The following is a 23,428-nucleotide window of genomic DNA, read 5'->3' on the forward strand; positions in this document are numbered from 1 at the left end:
GATTACGCTGAGGATCGTCAGCCCCGCCCGGACCCGCCCCGATGCCCGCCCCGCTCCCCGTCTTCCACGCTCCTTTCGCCGCCGACGACGCCGTCCTCGCCCGCGCCTTCCTGGAGCGGGGCGGCCTTGCGCCGGAGCGCGAGGCCAAGGTCGATGCGCTGGCCCGCGACCTCGTCGGCGCCATCCGGCAGGAGAGCGGGGGGCTGGGCGGCGTCGAGGCGATGCTGCGCGAATACTCGCTCTCGACCAAGGAGGGCCTGGCCCTGATGGTGCTGGCGGAAGCCCTGCTGCGGGTGCCCGACGCCGCCACCGCCGACCGGCTGATCGAGGACAAGCTGCGCTTCGGCGGCTTCGAGCAGCACGCCACCCGGTCGGAGGCCCTCCTGGTGCGCTCCTCGGCCTGGGCGCTCGGCCTCTCGGCCCGGATCATCCAGCCCGGCGACACGCCGGAGGGCATTCTCGCCGGCCTCGCCAAGCGCCTCGGACTGCCGGCGGTGCGCCAGGCCGCCCGGCAGGCGATGCGGGTGATGGGCGGGCATTTCGTGCTCGGCGAGACGATCGAGGCGGCGCTCAAGCGCTCGGCCAGCGGGCAGGGCCGGCTCTACCGCTACTCCTTCGACATGCTCGGCGAGGGCGCCCGGACGGCCGAGGACGCGAAGGCCTACGCGGATTCCTACGCCGCCGCCATCGAGGCGATCGGGCGCGCGGCCGGCAACAAGCCGCTGCCGGACCGGCCGGGCATCTCGGTCAAGCTGTCGGCGCTCCATCCGCGCTACGAGGCGGTCGGCCGCGAGCGCGTGATGGAGGAGCTGGTGCCGGTGCTCCTGACGCTCGCCCAGGCCGCCAGGCGCTACGACCTCAACTTCACGGTCGATGCCGAGGAGGCGGACCGGCTGGAGCTCTCCCTCGACGTGATCGCGGCCGTGCTCGGCGATCCCTCGCTCGCCGGCTGGGACGGGTTCGGCCTCGCGGTCCAGGCCTACCAGAAGCGCTGCCTTCAGGTGATCGACCACGTCGCGGATCTGGCCGCCCGCCTCGACCGGCGGCTGATGGTGCGCCTCGTCAAGGGCGCCTACTGGGACACGGAAGTGAAGCGGGCCCAGGAGCGGGGCCTTCCCGACTACCCGGTCTTCACCCGCAAGAGCATGACCGATCTCAGCTACCTGGCGGCGGCCGAGCGGATGCTGGCTCACCGCCCGCGGCTCTTCCCGCAATTCGCCACCCACAACGCGCTCACCGTCGCGGCGATCGTCGAGCGGGCGGGGCCCGAAGGCGGCACCTACGAGTTCCAGCGCCTGCACGGCATGGGCGAGGCGCTCTATGCGCGGCTGCTGGCCAGCGTGCCGGGGGCGGCCTGCCGCACCTACGCGCCGGTCGGCGGGCACCGCGACCTGCTGGCCTACCTGGTGCGGCGGCTCCTCGAGAACGGCGCCAACTCGTCTTTCGTCTCGCAGGCCGCCGACCCCGCGGTGCCGGTGGAGAGCCTGCTGCGCCGCCCGGCCGAGAGCGTCGGCAATCCCGACCGCGCCCGGCACGCGAAGCTTCGCCGCCCGGCCGAGATGTTCGCGCCGGAGCGGGTCAATTCCGCCGGCGTCGAGTTCGGCGACCGGGCGGCGCTGGAGCGCCTGACCGGGGCCGTGGCCGCCGCGCGGGGGCCGGCCGAGGCTGCGCCGGTGATCGACGGCGTCGCGCAAGCCGGCACGCGCCGCGACGTGGCGAGCCCGAGCGATGCCCGCACGGTGGTCGGCACCGTCGTGGAGGCATCGCCTGAGACCGCGACCGCGGCGATGCGCGCCGCCCGAAGAGGGGCGGTCGCCTGGGGCCGGGTGCCGGCGCAGGAGCGCGCCGCCGCCCTCGACCGGGCCGCCGACGCGATGGAGGCGGCGACCGGCCGGCTCATCCACCTGCTCCAGGCGGAGGCCGGCAAGACCCTCGACGACGCGGTGGCGGAGCTGCGCGAGGCGGTGGATTTCTGCCGCTACTACGCGGTGCAGGGGCGCAAGCTCTTCGGAGCACCCCAGGCGCTGCCGGGCCCGACCGGCGAGAGCAACCGCCTGTCCTTGCGCAGCCGCGGCGTGTTCGTGGCGATCTCGCCCTGGAACTTCCCGCTCGCCATCTTCGTCGGCCAGGTCGCGGCGGCCCTGATGGCCGGGAACGCCGTGGTGGCCAAGCCCGCCGAGCAGACGCCGCTCGTAGCAGGAGAGGCCGTGCGCCTCCTCCACCGGGCCGGCATCGCGCCGAGCGCCCTCCACCTCGTGCCGGGCGACGGCGCGGTGGGGGCGGCGCTGGTGGCGGATCGCGACGTCGCCGGCGTGGTCTTCACCGGCTCGACCGAGGTGGCGCGCCACATCAACCGGGCGCTCGCCGCCAAGGACGGCCCGATCGTCCCGCTCATCGCCGAGACCGGCGGCATCAACGCGATGCTGGTCGACGCCACCGCTCTCCCTGAGCAGGTCGCCGACGACGTCGTGACCTCCGCCTTCCGCTCCGCCGGCCAGCGCTGCTCGGCGCTGCGCCTGCTGCTGGTGCAGGAGGACGTGGCCGACAAGGTGATCGGCATGGTGGCGGGCGCCGCCCGCGAGCTGCGCCTCGGCGATCCGCGCGACCCCGCCACCCATGTCGGCCCGGTGATCGACGCCGAGGCCCGCACCCGCCTCGACCGCCACGGCGCCGCCATGCGCCGCTCCGCCAAGGTCCATTACGCCGGCGAGGTGCCGGGCGAGGGCCATTTCGTGGCGCCGCAGATCTACGAGATCGCCGGCCCCGAGGCCCTGACGGAGGAGGTGTTCGGGCCGATCCTGCACGTCGCCCGCTACAAGGCCGCCGATTTCGACCGGATGCTCGACGCGATCGAGGCCACCGGCTACGGCCTGACGGTCGGCGTCCATTCCCGCATCGACGCCACGGTGGAGCGGGTGGTGTCCCGGCTCTCCACCGGCAACGTCTACGTCAACCGCAACATGATCGGCGCGGTGGTCGGCGTGCAGCCCTTCGGCGGCCACGGCCTCTCCGGCACCGGCCCGAAGGCCGGCGGTCCCCACTACCTCACCCGCTTCGCCACCGAGCAGACCGTGACGGTGAACACCGCGGCGGCGGGGGGCGATGCGGCGTTGATCGCCATGGTGGGGTGAGGGGGCTTCCCCTCCGCGCCTCGTCTTTTCCCGGGACAGCCTGGTGCGTCACGACGCCGAGTCCCCCGGTCGACGATGCAGCAGCACCGCCTCGACCTCCGCCGCCGGATGGCGCGGATAGCGGGCCATGACCAGCGGGTCGTGACCCGGCACGATCCGCTCCGGATCGCCGGCGAGCTGCGCCAGCCGGCGCCAGCTCTCCATCATCGCGGCGACGTCGACGACGATCGGGAAGGGGTTCTGCCGGGCGAGGTTGGCGTAGAAGTGGGCGGCGTCCGACGCGAGGACGACCGGCCCGCGCGCCGTCTCGACCCGGACGCATTGCAGACCGCGCGTATGGCCCGGCACCGCATGGACCGTGAGGCCCGGCGCGATCTCGCCGTCCCCGTCCACGAAGGCGACCCGGCCCTCGTAGACTGTCCGCACCATGGTGCAGACGTCCTCCACCGCGAAGGCGCCGCGCAGGCGCGCGTGGCACATGCAGCGCCCCGTCGCGTAGGCCATCTCGGCGTCCTGGAGATGGAAGGTGGCGTTGGGAAAGGCCGACAGGTTGCCGGCATGGTCGTAGTGGAGATGGGTGATGATCACATCGCGCACCGCGGCCGGATCGACGCCCAGCCGTCGCAGCCCCTCCAGGGGGTGGCGCACCATGGTCCGGCCGTAGGCGGCGCAGGCCGGCCAGTCGAAGCCGGTATCGACGAGAACCACGCGGTCCGCATCGCGGATGACCCAGACGAAGTAGTCGATCGGCATCGGCGCATCGTGCGGGTCGCCGTTCTCCGGCGGGTAGAGCAGGTTCGCGGAAGCCGGGCGTTCATGCGTCGCGTAGCGCAGCGCGACGACTTCGTAGACCGACACGGGCGCCCTCCCTTGAGCATTTCCCGACGAAGTGGATACCGGTTCGTCTCAGGAAATGCGGTGAAAACTAAGATCGAGAGCAGCGTTCGATGGCAGCGCGACCGGGCGCTGCTCTAGTCTTCGTTCGATGCCGGCAGCTCCGCCAGGAACGCGTCGATCGCCGTGTGGTCCGCCTCGGCCCCGAGATCGTCCAGGGCCTGCTGCCACAGGGCCGCGACCACCCGCGACAGCGGCGCCGGAACGCCCTCGTGGCGCGCGAGGTCGTCCGCCGTGCGCAGGTCCTTGGCCATCAGCGCCATCGAGAAGCCCGAGGCGTAGGTCTTCGGGATCACGAAGGGCTTCAGCTTGACCTCGGTCGAGTTGTTGCGGCCCGTCGAGACGTTGAGGATGTCCGTCATCAGGTCGGGATCGAGGCCGAAGCGGGCGCCGATGCGCAGCGCCTCGCAGGCCGCGGTGAGGCCGGCGGCCGACACGTAGTTGTTCAGGGCCTTCATCGCGTGGCCGGAGCCGATCGGCCCGGTCTCGAAGATCGACGCGCCCAGGCCTTCGAGGAGCGGCCGCACCGCCGCGGCGGCGTCCGCGTCGCCGCCCACCATGATGGCGAGAGTGCCGTCGACGGCGCGCTTCACCCCGCCGGAGACGGGGGCATCGAGGAGCACGATGCCCGTCCCGGCGAGATCGCGGGCGAGCTCGCGGGTGCCGACCGGCGCCGACGAACTCATGTCGATCGCGATCGCCCCCGGCGCGAGCTGTCCGGCCACGCCGTCGGGTCCCGCGAGGACGGCGCGCACCGCGCGGCCGTCCGGCAGCATCGTCACGACGACGCCCGCCCCCGCCGCAGCGTCCCGTGCCGAGGGCGCCACCGTGCCGCCGGCGGCCGCGAAGGCCTCCGACGCCGCCGGCGCGGGGTCGTACCCGACGACCGTCCAGCCCGCCGCCACGAGCCGGCTCGCCATCGGCAGCCCCATCTTGCCGAGGCCCAGGAACGCGATACGGGCGGAGGAGCGGTCGATGCGCATGAGGAAGGGGCCCTGCTGTCCTGACGTCCCGGGACGGTCCTGGCTCACCCCTTGTCGGGGATGGCCCCTTCCGCCTTGAGGACCTCGTGCGCGGCCTTGAAGGCCTCGAGCCCGGCCGGGATGCCGCAATAGACGGTGGCGTGAAGCAGGATCTCCTTGATCTCGTCGACGCTCACGCCGTTGGCGAGCGCGCCCTTGACGTGGAGCTTGAGCTCCGCCGGCTTCGACAGGGCGGTCAGCATCGCGAGGTTGAGCATCGAGCGCGTCCTGCGATCGAGGCCGTCGCGGGTCCAGGCATAGCCCCAGCACCATTCCGTGGTGATGCGCTGGAACGCCATCATGAAGTCGTCGGCCTTGGCGAGGCCGGCATCGACGTAATCCGCGCCGAGCACCGCCCGGCGGACCTCGAGTCCCTTCTCGAACTGCTCGCTCTCGGCCATCGTCCCCTCCCTGAGGCGTCCTTTTCCGGGAGGCTATCAGGCCGGCGGCAGGGCGGGGGATCTTTTTTCAGGCCGCACCTCGCCGTCCGGCCGTGCGGCGCCGGCCGTACGGCGCCCTTGCCGCAAGGGTCGATGCGTCTGCCGGAGAGGCAGCGTGGCCGTAGAGGCCTCGAACGGCGCGCTTCCGATCCTCCGCCTCGATACCGGGCCGATCTTTATTCCGTGAGAGCGCGTGCGCGAGGACACATCGCGGCGTTGCGCGGCCGAATATATTGAGATCATCGAGAGGGGACAAGAAGAAGACCCCTGATTGTCCCGACCAACGGAGATCGATATCCATGAAGAACCGCATCGCCGCCACCCTCGCCGCCCTCGTCATCGTCGCCGCCCCGGTCTCCTCCGCGATGGCGTTCAGCGCGAACTCCCCCGCCAACCCGTTCTGGCCCCGCGACGTCGAGACCACCGGCTCGATCGGCGGCCGCGCCAATACCAGCGTGCCGTTCTACGGCGCCTGCCCGATGAGCTCGGCCGCGGAGGGCAACGCCAAGCAGCAGAACTTCCCGGTCAAGCAGTACGGCCAGACCGCCGGCGGCTACCGGTGCTGAGGAAAGCCGTGACGCACGGGATGACGCATAGCCCACCCCGATGATCCTCTGAGCCTTCACAGGGCCGCCCGCGGGCGGCCCTCTTCGTATGGAACACGGGAGCGGCCCGCGGGCGGCCCGTTTCGCGTCCGCGGCCGCGGCCGCGACCGTCACCCGAAATACACACCCCGGCCCGAACCGTCGCCATACCCGGAAATCGCCGCAAACCGCCATCATCTCTCGGGCCCGACGGCGCGAGGCTTTCGTCGGCCCCGGGTCGTGTCGCCCGGCGCTCGGTCGGTCGGCAAGCTTGGCACTTCGTTAAGCACTCACTCGCATTCTCGCGCCAACACCCTTCGGGAGATCCTCAGCGTGCGCGCTCTGACCTCTAACGGCCTTCCGCGCCTCGGCGTGGGCGCGGCGCTCGTCGCCGCCCTCTTCGTCACCGCAGCGCCCCAGGCCCAGGCCCGCGACAATGTCGGCGCGGCGATTCTCGGCGGCGCGGCGGCCGGCGTCCTCGGTGGCGTCGCCGCCGGCGCGATCATGAACGGCGCCCAGGCGGCGCCCCCGCCGCCGCCGGCCTACATCGTGCCGCCGCCGCGCCGGGTCTATGTCGAGGAGCCCGAGGCCGTGTACGTGCGCCCGCGCCGCGGCCCGATCTGCCATTTCGAGCGCCGCAAGGTGTGGCTCGACGACGAGTCCTTCACCTACAAGCGCGTCGAGGTCTGCGAGTAAGCCTCGCGGCATCGCCGAGACATCAGGGGCCGGCACCCGGGCACGGGGCCGGCCCTTCTCACATCTTCACCCCGTCCTTCACCAGGATCCAGTCCTCGATCACCACGGCGTCGAGCCCCGTCGTCGCAAACATCAGGATCGCGTCCTCGGCGGTGTGGAGGATCGGCTTGCCCATCACGTTGAAGCTGGTGTTGAGCAGGATCGGCACGCCGGTCCGGGCCGCGAAGGCGCGGATCAGGGCGGCATAGGCCGGGTTGCGCTCGTCGGTCACGCTCTGGAGCCGCCCGGTGCCGTCCTCGTGCACCACCGCCGGGACTCGCGTCCGCACCTCCGGCCGCCAGACCAGGGTGCGCTCCATGTAGGGACTGTCCTGGTAATTCTCGAACCAGTCCGGCCCGGCCTCGGCCAGGATCGAGGGTGCGAACGGGCGGAACGCCTCGCGGTACTTCACCTTGGCGTTCAGGATCGCCTTGGCGTCGGCCGGGCGCGGATCGGCCAGGATCGAGCGGTTGCCGAGCGCCCGGGGCCCGAACTCCGCCCGTCCCTGCACCCAGCCGACGAGGCCGCCCGCCGCCAGGATGTCGGCGGCGGCCTGCATCACCCCGTCATGGCCGAGACGGCGCAGGCGCGGCTCCCAGCCGACCATCCGTTCCAGGGGCTCGGTCGAGACGCGCGAGCCGAGATACGGGGTGGCGAGCGCCCCCGGCCCGGTCCAGTCCGGGTTGTCCTCCTGGAAGGCGAGCCAGGCCGCGCCGAGCGCGTTGCCGTCATCGGCGGGCGCCGAGGGGATGTGGAGCCGCTGGAACGCGCTGCGCCCGAGCAGCCGGCCGTTATAGGACGAGTTCAGCGCGCAGCCGCCGGTGACGACGAGGTTCTCGTGGGGGCTGAGCCGCCACGCCTCGGCGACCAGCACGTCCATCATCTCGGAAAACACCGCCTGGCCGCAGGCCGAGAGGTCGGCCCAGCCGTCCTCGCCGGCTTCCCCCGGGCGGCGGGCGCGGATCTCCTCGGCCACCGCCTGCACGGTCCCGGCATCCGCGAAGCGCAGGCGCCCGCCCTCGATCCGGTAGAGCCGGCGCAGCAGTGCCATCAGCGCGGGATCCTGCCGGCCGTAGGGGGCGAGCCCCATGATCTTCCATTCCTCGCCCTTGGCCTGGTCGAACCCGGCGAGGTCGGTGACGAGGCCGAAGAAGAAGCCGACCGATTCGCGGCCGCGATGGCGCTTCACCTCCGCGAGGCGCCCCGCCTCCATCCGGTAGATCGCCGAGGCGCCGGTCTCGCCCATGCCGTCGACGACGAGGCAGGTGGCGTCCCGGAACGGCGAGCCCCACAGCCCGTAGGCCGCGTGGGTGAGGTGGTGGGGGTAGCGCCGCAAGGCCGCGATGGTCGAGCGGCCGCCATGGGCCCGGTCGAGGCCGAGCAGCGTGCCGTATCCGGCCCTCCCTTGCGCCAGCGCCAGCTCGGCGATGAAGGTGCGCTCCGCCCGCTCCGGCACCAGCGAGCGGTTGAGGGCGGGGGAATGGCCCTTGAGCGCGTCGAGCCCGAAGGCACCGGTCGCCGCCTGGCCGGCGAGGTAGCGGCTGAAATCCGGGCCCCAGGTGGTGGCGATCACCAGTTCGGCGCCGGGCGGCAGGTGGGCCTTGAGCAGCCCGGCCATGCGGGGCGCCGAATCCGGCTCGCAATTCGGGGCGCGCTTGTATTGCAGGTAGCGCTCCGTCGCCTCGGCGAAGAGCACCGTGCCGTCCGGCCCGACCAGGGCGAGGGCCGGGTCGTGGAAGGTGGTGGCGAGGCCGAGGTAGTAGCGCATCGGGTCCGTTGGTCTGGTCACGCCGCCGCTCTAACAGTCCCGGCCCCGGGTGTCAGGCCGGGCTGAACGTTGCGCAGGCGCATCGGGGGGCGGCTGTCGCTGCGTGATCGCGCCGGATTTCGCCCGCGTTTCGCGCACCGATATGCTAGCGACGTCATCGGGGTACGACCCGCCGGGTCGTCGACGGAACATGAGGCGGCGCCCCCCTGGCGGGGCGGCACGGACAGCACGGTGCGCGACATCCTGACCGCCCTGGCGGGCCTCGTCATCCTGATCCTCGCCGCGGCCCTGGTCGCGCCGCCCTTCATCCCGTGGGAATCCTACCGCACCGCCTTCGACGCGGCGCTCAGCCGCTCCCTCGGGGTCGAGGCCCGCAGCGACGGCCGCCTCGAGGTGCGGCTCCTGCCCTCGCCGCGCCTGCGCATCGACCACCTGCGGATCGCCACCGGGCGCGACCGGCCCTCGCTGGACGCCCGCTTCGTCAAGGCCGAGATCGCCCTGACCCCGCTCCTGGCGGGCGAGATCCGATTCACCGAGACCCGGATCGGCCGCGGCGAGGTCACCCTGCCGATGACCGAGGCCGGCAGCTTCCTGCTGCCGCCGCCCCTCGCGGAGGGGCGCGACCTCGCCGTCGAGGACCTGCGGGTGTCGCAGCTCCTCCTGACCACCCGGGTGGCGGCGACCGGGCGCACCGACCAGGTCTATGCCGAGAACGTCCGGCTCTCGGCGCCGCGCCTCGCCGGCCCGTGGCGGGCGGAAGGCCAGGTCGAGGCGGTGCCGTTCCGCCTCACCACCGGCGCGCCGGGGCCCGACGGCGCGGTTCCGGTCAAGCTCGGGGCGGGGGGCGACACGGTGCCCCGGCTCGACCTCGACGCCCGGGTGACCCTGGTGGACGGCGTGCCGGAGGCGACGGGCAATGCCCGCCTCGTGGTCGGGCCGCCGGCCCAGGCCGCGGGCACCGCCCTGCCGTTCTCGCTCCAGGGCGGGTTCAGGGCGAAGGGCCGCCTCGCGACCTTCGAGACCCTGGCCGTCGAGGTGCCGGGCGAGGTGCCCTTGCGCTTCGCCGGCCGCGGCAGCGTCGACCTCGCGGCCGCCCGCGCCGCGCTGAGCCTGGAGGCCCGGCGCCTCGACCTCGACGCCTTCCTGATGAGCGCCACCGGGCAGGCCCTGCTCGGCCGCGGCCTCTCGCCCGCCGCGCTGCCGAGTCCCCTTGCGGGCACCCTCGCCCTCGACGTCGCGGCCGACAGCCTGACCCTCGCCCGCGAGGAGTGGAGCGGCGCGGCCTTGAGCGCCACGATCCGGCCCTCCGGCGCGGTGACGTTGCGGCGGCTCGCCGGTACCGCCGCGGGCGGCCTGAAGCTGGCTCTGTCCGGCGACGTGACGCCGAGCGGCGGCTTCTCGGGCCATGCCGCCCTCGACGCCCCGGCCTCGGACCGGCTCGCGCGCCTCCTCGACCGGCTCGGCGTGAGCGGCCCGCTCACCGGGCTCCTCGACGGCCGGCCGTTCTCGGCCGAGGCCGACGTGGCGGCGGCCCTGCCGGTGCTCTCGCTGCGCAACGCCCGGGTGACGCTCGGCACCGCGAAGATCACCGGCTCGGCCCGCTACAGCCCGGCCGGTCCCGACCTGCCCCGCCCGCGCTTCGACGCCCAGATCATCGCCGACGGGCTCGACATCGCGGAATTGCCGCCGATGCGCGGCGCCATCGCGGCCCTGCGCGACCACGATGTCGGCCTGACGCTGCTGGCCCGCGACCTGCGCTACGGGCCGACCGGAACGAAGACCGGCGAGATCGCCGCCAGCCTGCAATCCGAGGGCGCGGCATTGCGCCTCGACAGCCTGGAGGTGCGCGACCTCGCCGGGGCCCGGGCCAGCCTCTCGGGCCGGATCGGCGCCGACGGTGCCGGGCGCATCGCCGGGCGGGTGAGCGCGCCGGTGGCCGCCCCCCTGATCGACCTCGTCTCGCGCACCTTCGTCGACGAGGCGCGGCTGCTGCCGTCCTTCCTGCGCGAGGGGCCGGTCGCCCTCGACGTGACGCTGGAGCGGGGCCCGGGCTCCGAGGAGGGCCTTCTGCACGGTGAGGCCCGCGGCAGCGCCGCCGGCGGCCGCCTTGCGCTCACCCTCGCCGCCCGGTCCGGCCGGCTCGACGGCCTCGATGCGCGCCTCGACGGCGTGGCGTCCGGCCGCTGGCTCGGCCGGCCCGACGATCCGGCGCTCGCCATCCCGGCGAACCTGCACCTCGCCGGGCGCCGGCTTGCGACGGACGGCCCGTTGGGCCTGACGCTCGATGCCGCCATCGCCGGGGCGACGGTCGGAACGGCAAAGCCCCTGATCCTCCCGGAAACCGGCGGTCCGCTCCAGGACGGCACCCTGACCCTGGCCGCCCCAGACCTGCGGCCGCTCGCCGGCCTCCTCGGCCACGCAGCCGTCCCGCCGGACCCGGTACCGGCCCGGCTGACCGTGGGCTTCTCCCGCACCGGCGAGACCCCGCGCCTCGCCCTCGCCGGCACGCTGTCGGGATCGGCCGTCGAGGCGACGCTGACCCGGCCGGCGAGCGGCGAGGTCGCCGGCAACGTCTCGCTCGAGCGGCTGTCCCTGCCCTGGCTCGCCGAGGCGCTGATGCTGAAGGCCGGCGCGGCGCCGGCCGGCGCGGGCGCCTGGTCCGCTGCCCGCTTCGGCCCGGCCCCGGCGCCGCCCGCCGCCGGGCACCTCGCCATGACGGTTCGCCGCCTGGATCTCGGCCGCGGCCTCGCGGCGGATTGGGCGCGGTTCGACCTCGGCCTCGGGCCCGACGGCCTCTCGGTGCGCGACTTCGCGGCCGGCCTCGCCGGCGGGCGGCTCACCGGCAGCGCCACCCTGGCGCGCCAGGGCCCCCAGGCGACGCTCGCCGCGGAAGGCGCCCTCACCGCGGCCGCGATTCCCACCCTCGCCGGCGGCGACGCGGTGCGGGGCCAGGTCTCGATCCGGCTGCGCCTGGGCGGCGCCGGCGACAGCCCGGCGACCCTCGTCGGCAACCTCGCCGGCAGCGGCAGCCTCGACCTCGCCGGGCTGACCCTGCGCGACCTCGATCCGGCGGCGGTGCAGCGGGCGCTGACCCGGCTGCTCGCCGAGGAGGACCCTTTGCGGGCGGGCCGCGTCGAGCGGGTGGTGTCGGAGGAGTTTGACCGCGGGCCGCTGGTGATCGCCGGGCCGGTCTCGGTCCCGGCCTCGATGGTCGGCGGGGTGCTGCGCACCGGGAGCCTGACCGTCGATCTCGGCCCCGCCACCTGGACCGGTCTGGTGCAGGTCGACATGAAGTCGCTGCGCCTCGACGCCCGCGGCACCCTCACCGCCACCGCGACGCCGCGCGGCTGGACGGCGCCGGCGCCGACGCTGGGCCTCGCCCTCGTCGGCCCCCTGGCCCGGCCGCAGCGGGAACTGGACCTCGTTCCCCTCGGCAACGTGCTGGCGGCGGTGGTGCTGCAACGCGAGCTCGACAAGATCGAGACCGTCGAGGCCGACCGCAACGAGCTCGCCCGCCGCCGCAGCCGCCTGGAGATGGACCGGGCCCGCACCGCCGAGGAGGCGCGGCTGGCCCGGCAGCGGGCCGAGGAGGCCAGGGCCGAGGCGGTGCGGGCGGACGCCGCGAGGGCGGAGGCGGCCCGGGCTGAGGCAGCAAGGGCGGAAGCCGCGAGAGCCGCCGAGGCCGCGCGCGCGGCGGAGGCGCGGGCTGCCGAAGCCGCCAGGGCCGCGGATGCGGCCCGCGCTGCGGATGCGGCCCGCGCGGCAGAAGCGGCGCGGGCTGCGGACGCGGCGCGGCGGAAGGCCGAGGAGGAGGCTTCGCACCGTCAGGGCGGCGGGGCGCCGGAGGCGGGCGATTCGCAATAGGCTCGTCGGAGAGGCGAGGGGCGGGACTCGATGGCGCCCGAACACATCGGCACGCCTGTTGTTCACTCGCCGGACCCGTTATCCTCCGCCGCCTTTCCCGAACGCGTCCTCGATCGTGAGATCGATCACTCCTCCGGCACCAGGCGGCCGGCGAAGGTCAGGCACAGGCACAGGGCCCCGAGGGCGAACTCCCAATGGCGGATGTCGCCGCCGATCGACGCCACCACGGCCTGGGCGATCAGCACGATCCCGACGAGGGGCGGCACGACCGTCAGGGCGACGCGCACGGCCCTGAGCCAGGCCCGGCCGGAAGAGCGCCTCGTCGTCATCGACCGCCCGCCGCCGGATCGGACGAGAGGGTACGGCCGTTCGGGGCCGACCGGGACCAGGGATCGATCATGTGCCGCTCCGACGGGGCGCCGTTCGGCCCGGCGGGGAGGTGGCGCGCGGCCCCCGGGCGGTCAAGCCCGCGCGGGCCAGCGACCTGGTGACCCGTGCCCCCGCCTCTCCCGCCCCTGTCGCGCGCGCGCGTTCCCGCTTATCAGGGGCCTCGCGCGCCGCCCCGGACCGCGTTCTCGCCCCCGTCCTCCCACCGGACCGTCATGCTGAAGGCCTTCCTCGCCTATTACCGGCCGTACCGGGCCCTGTTCCTCGTCGATTTCGGCTGTGCCATCCTGTCGGGCCTGCTCGAGCTCGGCTTCCCGATGGCGGTGAAGTCCTTCGTCGACGTGCTGCTGCCGCGCCAGGACTGGAGCCTGATCCTGCTGGCCGCGGCCGGGCTGACCCTGCTCTACGTCGCCAATGCGGGGCTGATGGTGGTGGTGACCTATTGGGGCCACGTGCTCGGCATCAACATCGAGACCACGATGCGGGCCCGCGCCTTCGACCACCTGCAGACGTTGTCGTTCCGGTTCTTCGACAATCAGAAGACCGGCCATCTCGTCGCCCGGGTGACGAAGGACCTGGAGGAGATCGGCGAGGTCGCCCATCACGGGCCGGAAGACCTGTTCATCGCCGTGATGACGCTGTTCGGCGCCTTCGGGCTGATGCTCGTCGTCCACCCGCCGCTGGCGCTGATGACCGCCGCGATCCTGCCGGTCATCGCCTTCGTCACCGTGCGCTACGGCGGGCGGATGACCAGCAACTGGCAGGCGCAGTATGGCCGGGTCGGCGCCTTCAATGCCCGCATCGAGGAGAATGTCGGCGGCATCCGGGTGGTCAAGGCCTTCGCCAACGAGGCCCACGAGCGGCGCCTGTTCGCCGCCGACAACGAGCGCTACCGCGCCACCAAGCTCGACGCCTACAGGATCATGGCGGCGAGCCTGTCGCTCAACTACCTCGGCATGCGCCTCGTCCAGATCGTGGTGCTGCTCGGCGGCGCCGCCTACGTGGTGCGGGGCGACCTGAGCCCCGGCGGCTTCGTCGGCTTCCTGCTCCTCGTCGGGGTGTTCTACCGGCCGCTGGAGAAGATCAGCGCGGTGGTCGAGACCTATCCGAAGGGCATCGCGGGCTTTCGCCGCTACCTGGCGCTGCTCGCCACCGCGCCCGACATCGTCGACCGTCCCGGCGCGGTCGCGGTGCCGCTGTCCGGCGAGATCCGCTTCGAGGGCGTGCGCTTCGGCTACGGCGACGGCCGGCCGGTGCTCGACGGCGTGGACCTCGCGGTGCGCGCCGGCGAGACCGTGGCCTTCGTCGGGCCCTCCGGCGCCGGCAAGACCACGCTCTGCTCGCTGGTGCCGCGCTTCTACGACGTCGAGGGCGGGCGCATCACCATCGACGGGCACGACATCCGCGACCTGACGCTGGCCTCCCTGAGGAGCCAGATCGGCATCGTGCAGCAGGACGTGTTCCTGTTCGCCGGCACCATCCGCGAGAACATCGCCTACGGCCGGCTCGACGCGAGCGAGGCCGAGATCCGGCAGGCGGCGCATCGCGCCCGCCTCGACGCTCTGATCGAGACGCTGCCGGACGGCCTCGATACGGTGGTGGGCGAGCGCGGCGTCAAGCTCTCGGGCGGGCAGAAGCAGCGCCTGGCGATCGCCCGGGTCTTCCTCAAGAACCCGCCGATCCTGATCCTCGACGAGGCGACCTCGGCCCTCGATACGCAGACCGAGCGCGAGATCCAGCAGGCCCTCTCGGAACTGACGCAGGGGCGCACGACCCTCGTCATCGCCCACCGCCTCGCCACCATCCGTCACGCCGACCGCATCGCCGTGGTGTCGAACGGGCGCATCCTCGAACAGGGCTCGCACGACGCGCTCGTGGCGGCGGACGGCGCCTACCGGCGCCTGCACGCCGCGCAGGCAGGGATCGTCGCCGCGGAGTAGCCGGGACGGCGGCGAAAAAGGGTCAGTGCGCGGCGGTGTGGAGCGCCCAGACGTCTTCCTCGACGTCGAGCAGCGTCTCGTGCACCTGCCGCGCCATCGCGAACGCCGCCTCGTCGCTCGCCGCCGCGCCGGCGAAGCGGGCGATGACCGCGAGCGCCTCGATCGACAGGGCCTGCCGGAAGCGGGCGAACCCGCCCGGGCACTCGGACTCGTAGGACAGGGCGAGATCGCGCAGCACGTGCGTGACCAGGGCCGCGGCAGGCGCCGGGGCAGCGGCGGGGGGGCGGCCCTCGGCGGCCACCGGCGTGTCGAGATTCGGGATCATACTCGCGCAAGTAGTGCCTGCGCCGCCGCGGACATAGCCGGGCTTACAGCCTAGGCCACCTGGGATAATGCGCCGGATTCGAGACCCGGCCGGGCGGTGCGGCCGGTGCTCCCGCCCCTGCGCGGCAGATGTCGCCCTGATCGGGACAGGCGCCATGACGGTCAGGTTGTCGACGGATGCGTGAGTCCGGCATAAATCCAATGACATACGAAATTTTCGGCGATCGATATGTCGAGATTTAGACATGTTAGATCAAGCTTTTGTTAATTGACTGCCACGCTCATCGTGGCGGAGTTTGTGCGTATCGGGTGCGCCTCGTCCGGAGCCGTGGTCCCATCGAGCGGAGGCGGCCATGGCCGACGCGCAGGTTTTCGGTCCCGCATGCGATGCGGTCGGCGGGGATGGCCGGCGCGTCTTCCTCGTCGGGCTCGGCACCCATGGCGACGTGCTGCCCGTCATCGCGCTCGGCGCGGCGTTGCGGGGGAGGGGGGTCGACGTCCGCCTCGCCGCCCCGGCGCCGTTCCGGACGCTCGCCGCCCGGGCCGGCCTCGCCTTCCACCCCCTCGGCACGCCGGGCGATTTCGCCCGGGCCGTCGCCCAGCCGGCCCTGTGGCGGCCGGTCCGCGGCGCGAGGGCGATGCTCGCCGCCGTCGCGGAGGCGACCGAGCCGACCTATCGCTGGCTGGAGGCGGAGGCGACGCCCGCCGACCTCGTCGTCGCCTCGACCCTGGCGCTGGGTGCCCGCGTGGCGCAGGAGCGCCTCGGCCTGTCCCTCACCACCCTTCACCTGATGCCGATGCTGCTCGAGAGCCGCCTCGCCCCGCCCCGCCTGCCGGGCCTGCCGCTCCCCCGCCTGATGCCGGCGCGCTGGCGCCACGCCCTCGGCCGCGGCGCCGACCGCTTCGTCCTCGGCCCCGTCGCGCTGCCGCCACTCAACGCCTTCCGGGCCGGCCTGGGCCTCGACCCGGTCAAGCGCCTGCGCCACTGGTGGCACAGCCCCGAGCGGGTCCTGCTCGCGGTGCCCGACTGGTACGCCCCGCCCCAGCCCGACTGGCCGGCCCAGGTGACGCAGACCGGGTTTCCCCTCGCCGACACCTTCGGTGACGCCGCCGGCCTGCCGCCCGATCTCGCCGCCTTCCTGCGCGACGGTCCGCCGCCGCTGGTCTTCACCTACGGCTCGGCGATGGCGGGCGCGCAACGCTTCTTCGCCACCGCGGTCGAGATCTGCCGGCTCACCGGGCGCCGCGGCCTCCTCCTCGCCGGCCGGGCCGGGGAGATCCCCGCCGACCTGCCGCCGGGTATCCTGCACGTGCCTTATGCCCCCTTGAGCCGGCTGCTGCCGGCCTGCGCGGCCCTGGTCCACCATGGCGGGGTCGGCACGGTGGCGCAGGCCCTGGCGGCGGGCTGCCCGCAGCTGATCGTGCCGGTGGCCTTCGATCATGCCGACGAGGCCGAGCGGGTGGTGCGGCTCGGGGTCGGGACCTCGCTCGCGCGCTGGCGCTTCACCCCGCAGCGGGCGCGGCGGGCGGTGGAGGCGCTGCTGCACTCGCCCGCGGTGGCGGCGGCCTGCCGCGAGGTGCAGGTGCTGATGCGCGCCGAGAGCGGCGTCGCGCAGGCCTGCGCGGTGATCGGCGCGAGGTGAGGCGGCTCACGCCGCCTTCACCGCCGCCAGGAAGCCGCCCACCTCCTGCGTCAGCCCGTCGGAATGGCGCGCCAGGATGAGCGCGGCGTCGAGGACCTGGCCGGCGGCCGCACCCGTCTCGCCGGCTTCCCGGCGCAGGTCGTGCAGGGTCTCGGTGACGTGGCCGGTGCCCGACGCCGCCTCGCCGACGCTGCGGGCGATCTCCTGGGTGGCCGCGCCCTGCTCCTCCATCACGGCGGCCACGCCGGCCGCGGCGGCCGACATCTCGCCGATCGCCCGGCCGATGCGCTGGATGTCGGCGATGGTGGCCCGGGTCGCGGCCTGGATCGCCCCGACCTGCCCGGTGATCTCCTCCGTCGCCCGGGTGGTCTGGCCGGCGAGCGCCTTGACCTCGGCGGCCACCACCGCGAAGCCGCGCCCCGCCTCGCCGGCCCGGGCCGCCTCGATGGTGGCGTTGAGCGCCAGCAGGTTGGTCTGCGCGGCGATGTCGGCGATGACCGAGACCACGCGCTCGATGCGCTCGGCGGCCTGCGCCAGCTCGCTCACGGTCGCGTCGGTGCGGCCCGCATCCGCCACCGCCTGACCGGCCATGCGCGAGGTCTGCGAGACCTGCCGCACGATCTCCTGGATCGCCGCCGTCATCTGCGCGCTCGCCGCCGCGACGGCGTGAACGTGGCCGGAGGTCCGCTGGGCCACCCCCGCCGCCGCGTCGGTGCGCCCGGCCCCGGCCTCGGCGCCCGCCGCCATCGCCCGGGCCGCCGCCTCCATGGTGCCGGCGGCGTCGGCGAGGTCGCGCGACAGCCCCGAGACCTTGGCCTCGAAATCCCGGGCGAGGCCGTCGACCAGGGCGGCGCGCCGGGCGGCGGCTTCGGTCCGCTCGCCCTCCTGCGCCGTCAGCCGGCGCATCGTGCCGGCGGACTCCTTGAACACCTGCAGGGCGCGCGCGAGCGCCCCGATCTCGTCCCGCCGCCCGGTGCCGGCCACCGCGACCGTGAGGTCGCCGGCCGCGAGGTCGTCCATCGCCCGGGCCATGCGGGTGAGCGGCCGGGCGATGCCCAGCACCGCGATGGCGGCGAGGGCCGAGAAGGCGAGGAGGAGGCCGACGCCCGCGACCAGGGTCAGGCGGGCCTTCGTCGCCGCAGCGGCGGCCTGCGCGGCGTCCCGGGCGGCGGCGAGGTCGGCGAGGGTCGCCTCGACCCGGGCCGCGACGGCGGCGGAGGCCTTGGCCCGCCGGCCGGCATCCTCCTCGGTCGAGAGCGCGAAGGCGACGTCGGTCATCCCCTGCCGGGCATTCGCCACCACCTTGGCCGAGAAGGCGAGGTAATCGGCGATGGTCGCGCGGGCGGCCTCGTCCGCCGCGCGCTCCGGCGCGCTCCCGGCGAGCGTGACCAGCCGTCCGGCCTCGGCGCCCGCCAGCTCTTCCGCCGCCCGGTGCTGCCCGGCGAGGGTCTGGCGCGCCTCGTCGCTGCCCTCGATGATGACGCTGCGCTGGGCGATCGCCGCCTCGGCGACGGCGTTCGCCACCCGCAACGCCGCCATCGCCCGAGCCGTGCGCGTGTCGACGATCTCGCCCATCGTCCGGCTCAGTCCATCGAGGCCGGTCCGGGCGAGGCCGACGAGGCCGAGCGATACCAGGAGGACGAGGCCGGCCGGCAGCGCCAGCTTGGCCAGGAGTGTGAGGTCGTTGAAGGTGCGCATCCCGGATCCCCGCCGCGGAACGGTCCGGACCCGCTGCGGTCGCACCATTCCAGAAGCTGACATGGATCTAGGCTTGTCAGTTCCGGGTTAAGAGATCGCTTCCCGGGCGCATGACATCGATGTCTATTCTATTCGTTCGCTTTCTAACAGATTTTTTGTAGTCCACCAGTATTCGTGAATTGGCATAATATTTCATCTGCGGATCGACCGTCGGGGCGGCAGGGCGCTCGCCGGCTGGGCAGCGATGCCTCCCCGCCGATCACAGCGGGATCGCTTGCCCCCGGAGCCCCCGGAAAGTCTGCACGATCCTGCGTTCCGCCGAGTCATCGATGGTCGCCAAGACGCGATGAACGCGGTAAACGCGGTCGTAACCAGTCAGAACGGGGGCTGTCAGCGATGAGCGAATCCACCGACCGGTTCAAGCGTGCGCCCAAGCGCAAGTCCGCCCAGGCCCGCACCCTCACGGTCTCGCCCGAGGCCAAGGCCGCCTACGAGAAGCTGATCCGCGAGAAGGAGGAGCGCGAGGCCTACGCCCGCAACCTTCCCGCCGACCAGAGGCCGCGCTGAGCGGCCTCCCGCCCTGTCCCGCTACTCGCTCTTGTCGAACGGGTTCTTCGAGGTCCGGAGCGACAGGCGGATCGGTACGCCCGGCAGGTCGAAGGCCTCGCGCAGGCTGTTGACGAGGTAGCGGGTGTAGGATTTTGGCAGCGCGTCGAGCTGGTTGCCGAACAGGGCGAAGTGCGGCGGGCGTGCCTTCACCTGGGTGGCGTAGCGGATCTTGATGCGCCGGCCGGACACCGCCGGCGGCGGGTTGGCCTGCGTCGCCTCGCTCAGCCACTGGTTGATCTTGGCGGTCGAGACGCGGCGGTTCCACACCTCGGCGGTCGAGACCACCGCGTGCATCAGCCGGTCGACGCCCTCGCCGGCGAGACCCGAGAGCGGCACCACCGCGGCGCCGCGCACCTGCGGCAGCAGGCGGGTCGCCTTCTCCTTGAGCTCCTTCAGCAGGCCCTGCTGATCGGCGACGAGGTCCCACTTGTTGAGGCCGATGACGAGGGCGCGCCCCTCCGACTCGACGAGGTCGACGATGGTGAGGTCCTGCTTCTCGAACGGGATCGTCGCGTCGAGGAGCACCACCACCACTTCCGCGAAGCGCACCGCCCGCAACCCGTCCGAGACCGCGAGCTTCTCCAGCTTGTCGTCGATCCGGGCGCGGCGGCGCATGCCGGCGGTGTCGTGCAGCTTGATCCGGCGACCGCGCCACTCCCAGTCGAGCGAGATCGAATCGCGGGTGATGCCGGCCTCGGGGCCGACGAGCAGCCGCTCCTCGCCGAGCATCCGGTTGATCAGCGTCGACTTGCCGGCATTCGGGCGGCCGACGATCGCGACCTTGAGCGGCTTGCCCTCGCCCCCCTCCTCGTCGTCCTCGTCGTCCTGCTCCGGCAGCACCGCTTCCAGCGCGTCGAGGAGGTCGCCCAGACCCTCGCCGTGCTCGGCCGAGACCGGCACCGGATCGCCGAGGCCCAGCGCGAAGGCCTCGTAGGCGCCGGCCATGCCGGCCCCGCCCTCGGCCTTGTTGGCCAGCAGGATGACGGGCTTGTCGGCCCGGCGGACCAGCTCGGCGAAGGGCTGGTCGGCCGGCAGCAGGCCGGCGCGGGCGTCGATCACGAACAGGACCGCGTCGGCCTCGGCGATGGCGGCCTCGGTCTGGGCGCGCATGCGGCCGGCGAGCGAATCGGCCTCGGCCTCCTCCAGCCCGGCGGTGTCGAGGATGCGGAAGCGCAGGTGGCCGAGGCGCACGTCGCCCTCGCGCCGGTCGCGGGTCACGCCCGGCCGGTCGTCGACGAGCGCCAGCTTGCGGCCGACGAGGCGGTTGAACAGCGTCGACTTGCCGACGTTGGGACGCCCGACGATCGCGACGATGGGCATCGACATGGAGGTCTTCCTGAAAATAGCAGCGGGCGGGCACGCCGCGAGGCGCGCCGCCCTGTCATGATGATGCGGGACGGAGAAGTCCCGCGCTACGGGGATTTCTAGCGCGTCGGCGCGGGAGCCGGCGCGTCCTCGTCCGATCCGGGAGTCCGGGCCCCGTCCTTCTGGGAATCGTGATCGCCGGCCTCGTGCTCGGGCGCCGGCGTCCCGAGGAGGGTCGGCGGCCGCGGCGCGGCCGGAGCCTGCGCCGCCGCCTCGGTCACCTGCACGGGACCGCCGGCCACCAGGCCGACATAGATCTCGAGCCGCTGGCGCAGGCCGGCGGGGGTCTCGCGGTCGGCGGCGATCTGGTCGAACCAGCGCCCGGCGCCCTCGTAGTCGCCTTTCTTGAGCGCCACGAGGCCCAGCGTCTCGCGGGCGGTGTGGCGGAAGGCGCTCGTCGGGGCGGCGAGGCTCTGGAGCGTGTTCAGCGCGGTGGCGTCGTCCTTGTCGACGAGGAGCAGCGCGCCGCGCAGGCGGGCGAGGTCCCGCAGGGCCGGGCCGACGGCGGTGTCGTCGGCGATGGCCGCGTAGGCCTTGGCGCCGGCGGCCGGATCGGCCTTGCCGGCCTCCGCCGCGGCGCGCAGGCGCGCCAGCAGGCGGTAGCCGAACGGCGCCTCGGCGGCGACGCCCGCGAAGGCCTTCTCGGCATCCTCCGGCGTGCCGTCCTTGGCGCGGCGCAGGGCCTCCTCGAAGCGCAGGCTCGCGGCTTCGGCCTGCTGGGCCTGCGCGTGCTGCCAGTAGCGCCAGCCGCCGACACCCAGCACCACCAGCACCGCGAGACCGATGAACACGCCGCTGTAGCGCGACCAGATCTGGGCCAGGCGGTCGCGCCGGTACTCGTCGTTGACCTCGCGGATGAACTCGTTCTCGCTCATGATATCCGGGCTCGCCGCCAGCAGGGACCTGGAGGGCTCTTCGCCGCGACCGTGCGACAGGGCCGGTCGCGTAGCACAGTCCCGGCGGGAAGTCAGTCCCGGCGAGGGACCGGATCGGCAGAACGGCTCACGCCTGGCCCGGCCACACCGCGACGCCGATCAGCCACGGATGCAGCACCCGGGCGAACACGAACCAGGCCGCGACCCCGATCACCACGGCGAGCGCGTCGTTGCGCCAGCCCGCCGGCGCGGCCACGGGGCCGCCATGCGGCTTCACCTCGTCCCGGCGTTTGGCGCTGATCCGGGCCATCACCGCCCAGGCCAGGATCGCCCCGAACAGGACGATCGAGCCGAGATCGCCGTTGGCGAGGAGATGCGCGGTGGCCCAGATCTTCACGCCGAGCAGCATCGGATGCTTGAGCCGGGTCTTGATCCGACCCGGCAGGTAGGCGGCGACGAAGCAGATGAAGGCGACGAGCACCAGCAGCAGCGCGAGGTGCCGGGTCCAGACCGGCGGCGACCACACCTCGATATAGCCGTGGGCCCGGTACTGGCCGTAGCCGTAGCCGAGCAGCACGAGGCCGAGGAGCGAGAGGACCGAGTAGCCGATCTTGTAGGGGCCCTCTCCGACCCGCCCGATCAGGGCGGCGCGGGGCCCGCGCAGCATCGTGAAGGCGTGGGTGCCGAGGAACAGCACGAGGCCGGCGAGCAGGAGCAGCATCGGGGAAACCTTCACGAGGGCGGCCGGATTCGCGGAATCCCGCAAGCAAGCCTCAAGCACTCTGGAGCAGGGTCGAAGCCCGAGTCCAGGGATGCCGCATGCCGCTTCGCCTCCTCCTCGCGTGTCTCTGCGTCGCGGTCGCGACGGCCGTCGGGGCCAGGGACTCCGCGCCCGGGCGATCTCCCCTCAGGGAATCTCCCCCCAAGGAACCGCCGCTCTCGGCCCTGACCCTGGTCGGCCCGCCCCGCATCGTGTTCGAGGCCGGCCGCGACGCCTGCGACGGGCACGACGTGCCGGACGCCCCCGCCCGCGCCTTCCGCGACGCGCAGGGCGGGATCGCCCTGTTCGGCATGCATTATCGCAACCGTGCCTTCCGCGGCCGCGACTTCGACGGTTTGACGCTCGATTGCCGGGTGGTGCTCGACTCCGCCTTCAAGCCGGAGCCCGAGGCCTTCGACGACCGCTCCTGGATCGCCGCCACCTGGACCGAGGACGGCAAGCACGTCGAGGCGCTGCTGCACGAGGAGTACCACGCCGACGATCACGGCCGCTGCCGCACCAGCGGCGCGCTCGCCTGCTGGTACAATGCCGTGCTGGCCGCCCGCTCCTCCGACGGCGGGCAGAGCTTCACCCGCACCGTGCCGCCGACCGTGGTCGCGGCCGCCCCCTTCCGCCAGGAGGCCGAGCAGGGCCGCCACCGCGGGTTCTTCAACCCCTCCAACATCTTTTCCGACGGGCGCTACCGCTACTTCTACGCCTCGACCACCGGCTGGGCGGGCCAGCCCTTCGGCGTCTGCCTGTTCCGCAGCGACGACGCCTCCGATCCCGCCCGCTGGCGCGCCTTCGACGGGCGGGACTTCACCGCCCGCTTCCCCAATCCCTACCTCAAGGGCGCGACACCGTCCGGCGCCTGCGCCCCGGTGGCGCCGTTCCCGGCCCCGGTCGGCTCGGTGAGCCGCCACCGCGCCACCGGCGCCTGGATCGCGGTGTTCCAGGCCGCCGCCGGCGGCGTCTTTTCGCGATCCGGGATCTACTGGAGCACGTCGCGCGACCTCAAGAGCTGGGACGCGCCGCGCCTCCTCATCGCCGGGCCGACGCTCTACGACGATCCCTGCACGTCGGGCGGGGAACTGGTCAGCTACCCCTCGCTCATCGATCCCTCCGCCCCCGGCCGCAACTTCGACACCGTCGGCGACACCGCGACGCTGTTCTACGTGACGCTGAAGACCAAGGGCTGCGAGGTCACCTCGGACCGCGACCTCGTGCGGCGACCGGTGGCGATCAAGGTGTGGCCGTGAGGGGGCTCAGGCGGGTTCCAAGGGCTCGTTCGACCGAGAGCACCTGCAAAACCGCCTTCGCTCCTGCGATTTCGATCACGTGGCGGGCCCCAGGGCGGGTCCCGTCGGGGGAAGGAAAGGCGGAGTCCGG

Annotated in this window: 17 protein-coding genes and 1 pseudogene; 8 read left to right on the forward strand and 10 right to left on the reverse strand. The window is 73.5% G+C overall.

Annotated features, from left to right (window positions below):
* The first annotated feature begins 41 nt into the window (after positions 1-41).
* A complete protein-coding gene (gene putA / locus G4G93_RS06235) occupies positions 42-3,131 on the forward strand; it encodes a bifunctional proline dehydrogenase/L-glutamate gamma-semialdehyde dehydrogenase PutA (RefSeq protein ID WP_165082308.1) in 3,090 nt (1,029 codons plus the stop codon).
* 48 nt (positions 3,132-3,179) lie between these two features.
* On the opposite strand, the gene G4G93_RS06240 is transcribed toward putA, so the two are convergent.
* The 3 genes from G4G93_RS06240 to G4G93_RS06250 form a co-directional block, all read right to left on the reverse strand.
* Positions 3,180-3,989, reverse strand: a complete 810-nt coding sequence (locus tag G4G93_RS06240) for an N-acyl homoserine lactonase family protein (RefSeq protein WP_165082310.1) — start codon at positions 3,987-3,989, stop codon at positions 3,180-3,182.
* A 113-nt stretch (positions 3,990-4,102) separates the two neighbouring features.
* The gene (locus G4G93_RS06245; RefSeq protein WP_165082312.1) at positions 4,103-5,008 is read right to left on the reverse strand and encodes an NAD(P)-dependent oxidoreductase; all 906 of its coding nucleotides are present in this window, start codon (positions 5,006-5,008) and stop codon (positions 4,103-4,105) included.
* Positions 5,009-5,052: 44 nt separating this feature from the next.
* A complete protein-coding gene (locus G4G93_RS06250; protein WP_165082314.1) occupies positions 5,053-5,448 on the reverse strand; it encodes a carboxymuconolactone decarboxylase family protein in 396 nt (131 codons plus the stop codon).
* Between the two features lie 338 nt (positions 5,449-5,786).
* Between G4G93_RS06250 and G4G93_RS06255 the strand changes: the two genes are divergently transcribed.
* Both G4G93_RS06255 and G4G93_RS06260 read left to right on the forward strand, forming a co-directional pair.
* Complete coding sequence (locus G4G93_RS06255) at positions 5,787-6,053, forward strand: hypothetical protein (RefSeq protein ID WP_165082316.1); 267 nt, start codon at positions 5,787-5,789, stop codon at positions 6,051-6,053.
* A gap of 351 nt (positions 6,054-6,404) precedes the next feature.
* Positions 6,405-6,767 carry a hypothetical protein gene (locus G4G93_RS06260; RefSeq protein WP_165082318.1) on the forward strand — a complete coding sequence of 121 codons (363 nt, stop codon included), beginning with the start codon at positions 6,405-6,407 and terminating at the stop codon, positions 6,765-6,767.
* A 58-nt stretch (positions 6,768-6,825) separates the two neighbouring features.
* Here G4G93_RS06260 and G4G93_RS06265 read toward each other — a convergent pair whose 3' ends face one another.
* Positions 6,826-8,574 (reverse strand): carbamoyltransferase, encoded by a 1,749-nt coding sequence (locus G4G93_RS06265; protein ID WP_165082665.1) that lies wholly within the window; start codon positions 8,572-8,574, stop codon positions 6,826-6,828.
* Positions 8,575-8,805: 231 nt separating this feature from the next.
* On the opposite strand from G4G93_RS06265, the gene G4G93_RS06270 reads away from it, so the two are divergent.
* On the forward strand, positions 8,806-12,438 hold the full coding sequence (locus G4G93_RS06270) for an AsmA-like C-terminal region-containing protein (RefSeq protein ID WP_312891742.1): 3,633 nt from the start codon (positions 8,806-8,808) through the stop codon (positions 12,436-12,438).
* Between the two features lie 125 nt (positions 12,439-12,563).
* Here G4G93_RS06270 and G4G93_RS06275 read toward each other — a convergent pair whose 3' ends face one another.
* Positions 12,564-12,767: a hypothetical protein gene (locus G4G93_RS06275; RefSeq protein WP_165082320.1), complete on the reverse strand. Its 204-nt coding sequence runs from the start codon at positions 12,765-12,767 to the stop codon at positions 12,564-12,566.
* A 273-nt stretch (positions 12,768-13,040) separates the two neighbouring features.
* On the opposite strand from G4G93_RS06275, the gene G4G93_RS06280 reads away from it, so the two are divergent.
* Positions 13,041-14,765: an ABC transporter ATP-binding protein gene (locus G4G93_RS06280; RefSeq protein ID WP_165082322.1), complete on the forward strand. Its 1,725-nt coding sequence runs from the start codon at positions 13,041-13,043 to the stop codon at positions 14,763-14,765.
* A gap of 22 nt (positions 14,766-14,787) precedes the next feature.
* Here the strand turns inward: G4G93_RS06280 and G4G93_RS06285 are convergent, their stop codons facing one another.
* Positions 14,788-15,090 (reverse strand): hypothetical protein, encoded by a 303-nt coding sequence (locus G4G93_RS06285; RefSeq protein WP_165082324.1) that lies wholly within the window; start codon positions 15,088-15,090, stop codon positions 14,788-14,790.
* 352 nt (positions 15,091-15,442) lie between these two features.
* Here G4G93_RS06285 and G4G93_RS06290 point away from each other — a divergent pair, with 352 nt between their 5' ends.
* The gene (locus G4G93_RS06290; RefSeq protein ID WP_165082326.1) at positions 15,443-16,732 is read left to right on the forward strand and encodes a glycosyltransferase; all 1,290 of its coding nucleotides are present in this window, start codon (positions 15,443-15,445) and stop codon (positions 16,730-16,732) included.
* Between the two features lie 6 nt (positions 16,733-16,738).
* Here G4G93_RS06290 and G4G93_RS06295 read toward each other — a convergent pair whose 3' ends face one another.
* Positions 16,739-18,430 (reverse strand): methyl-accepting chemotaxis protein, encoded by a 1,692-nt coding sequence (locus tag G4G93_RS06295; RefSeq protein ID WP_165082328.1) that lies wholly within the window; start codon positions 18,428-18,430, stop codon positions 16,739-16,741.
* A 396-nt stretch (positions 18,431-18,826) separates the two neighbouring features.
* Here G4G93_RS06295 and G4G93_RS06300 point away from each other — a divergent pair, with 396 nt between their 5' ends.
* Complete coding sequence (locus G4G93_RS06300) at positions 18,827-18,997, forward strand: hypothetical protein (RefSeq protein ID WP_165082330.1); 171 nt, start codon at positions 18,827-18,829, stop codon at positions 18,995-18,997.
* A 21-nt stretch (positions 18,998-19,018) separates the two neighbouring features.
* Here the strand turns inward: G4G93_RS06300 and der are convergent, their stop codons facing one another.
* The 3 genes and pseudogenes from der to G4G93_RS06315 form a co-directional block, all read right to left on the reverse strand.
* Positions 19,019-20,365, reverse strand: a complete 1,347-nt coding sequence (gene der, locus G4G93_RS06305; RefSeq protein ID WP_165082332.1) for a ribosome biogenesis GTPase Der — start codon at positions 20,363-20,365, stop codon at positions 19,019-19,021.
* 215 nt (positions 20,366-20,580) lie between these two features.
* A pseudogene (locus G4G93_RS06310) lies at positions 20,581-21,282 on the reverse strand (tetratricopeptide repeat protein); the annotation flags it as partial.
* A 124-nt stretch (positions 21,283-21,406) separates the two neighbouring features.
* Positions 21,407-22,000, reverse strand: a complete 594-nt coding sequence (locus G4G93_RS06315) for an NnrU family protein (protein WP_165082334.1) — start codon at positions 21,998-22,000, stop codon at positions 21,407-21,409.
* A 98-nt stretch (positions 22,001-22,098) separates the two neighbouring features.
* On the opposite strand from G4G93_RS06315, the gene G4G93_RS06320 reads away from it, so the two are divergent.
* Positions 22,099-23,298 (forward strand): DUF4185 domain-containing protein, encoded by a 1,200-nt coding sequence (locus tag G4G93_RS06320; RefSeq protein ID WP_165082336.1) that lies wholly within the window; start codon positions 22,099-22,101, stop codon positions 23,296-23,298.
* Positions 23,299-23,428 lie beyond the last annotated feature (130 nt).

It is taken from the genome of Methylobacterium sp. DB0501, from assembly GCF_011043735.1.
Lineage (GTDB): Bacteria > Pseudomonadota > Alphaproteobacteria > Rhizobiales > Beijerinckiaceae > Methylobacterium > Methylobacterium alsaeris.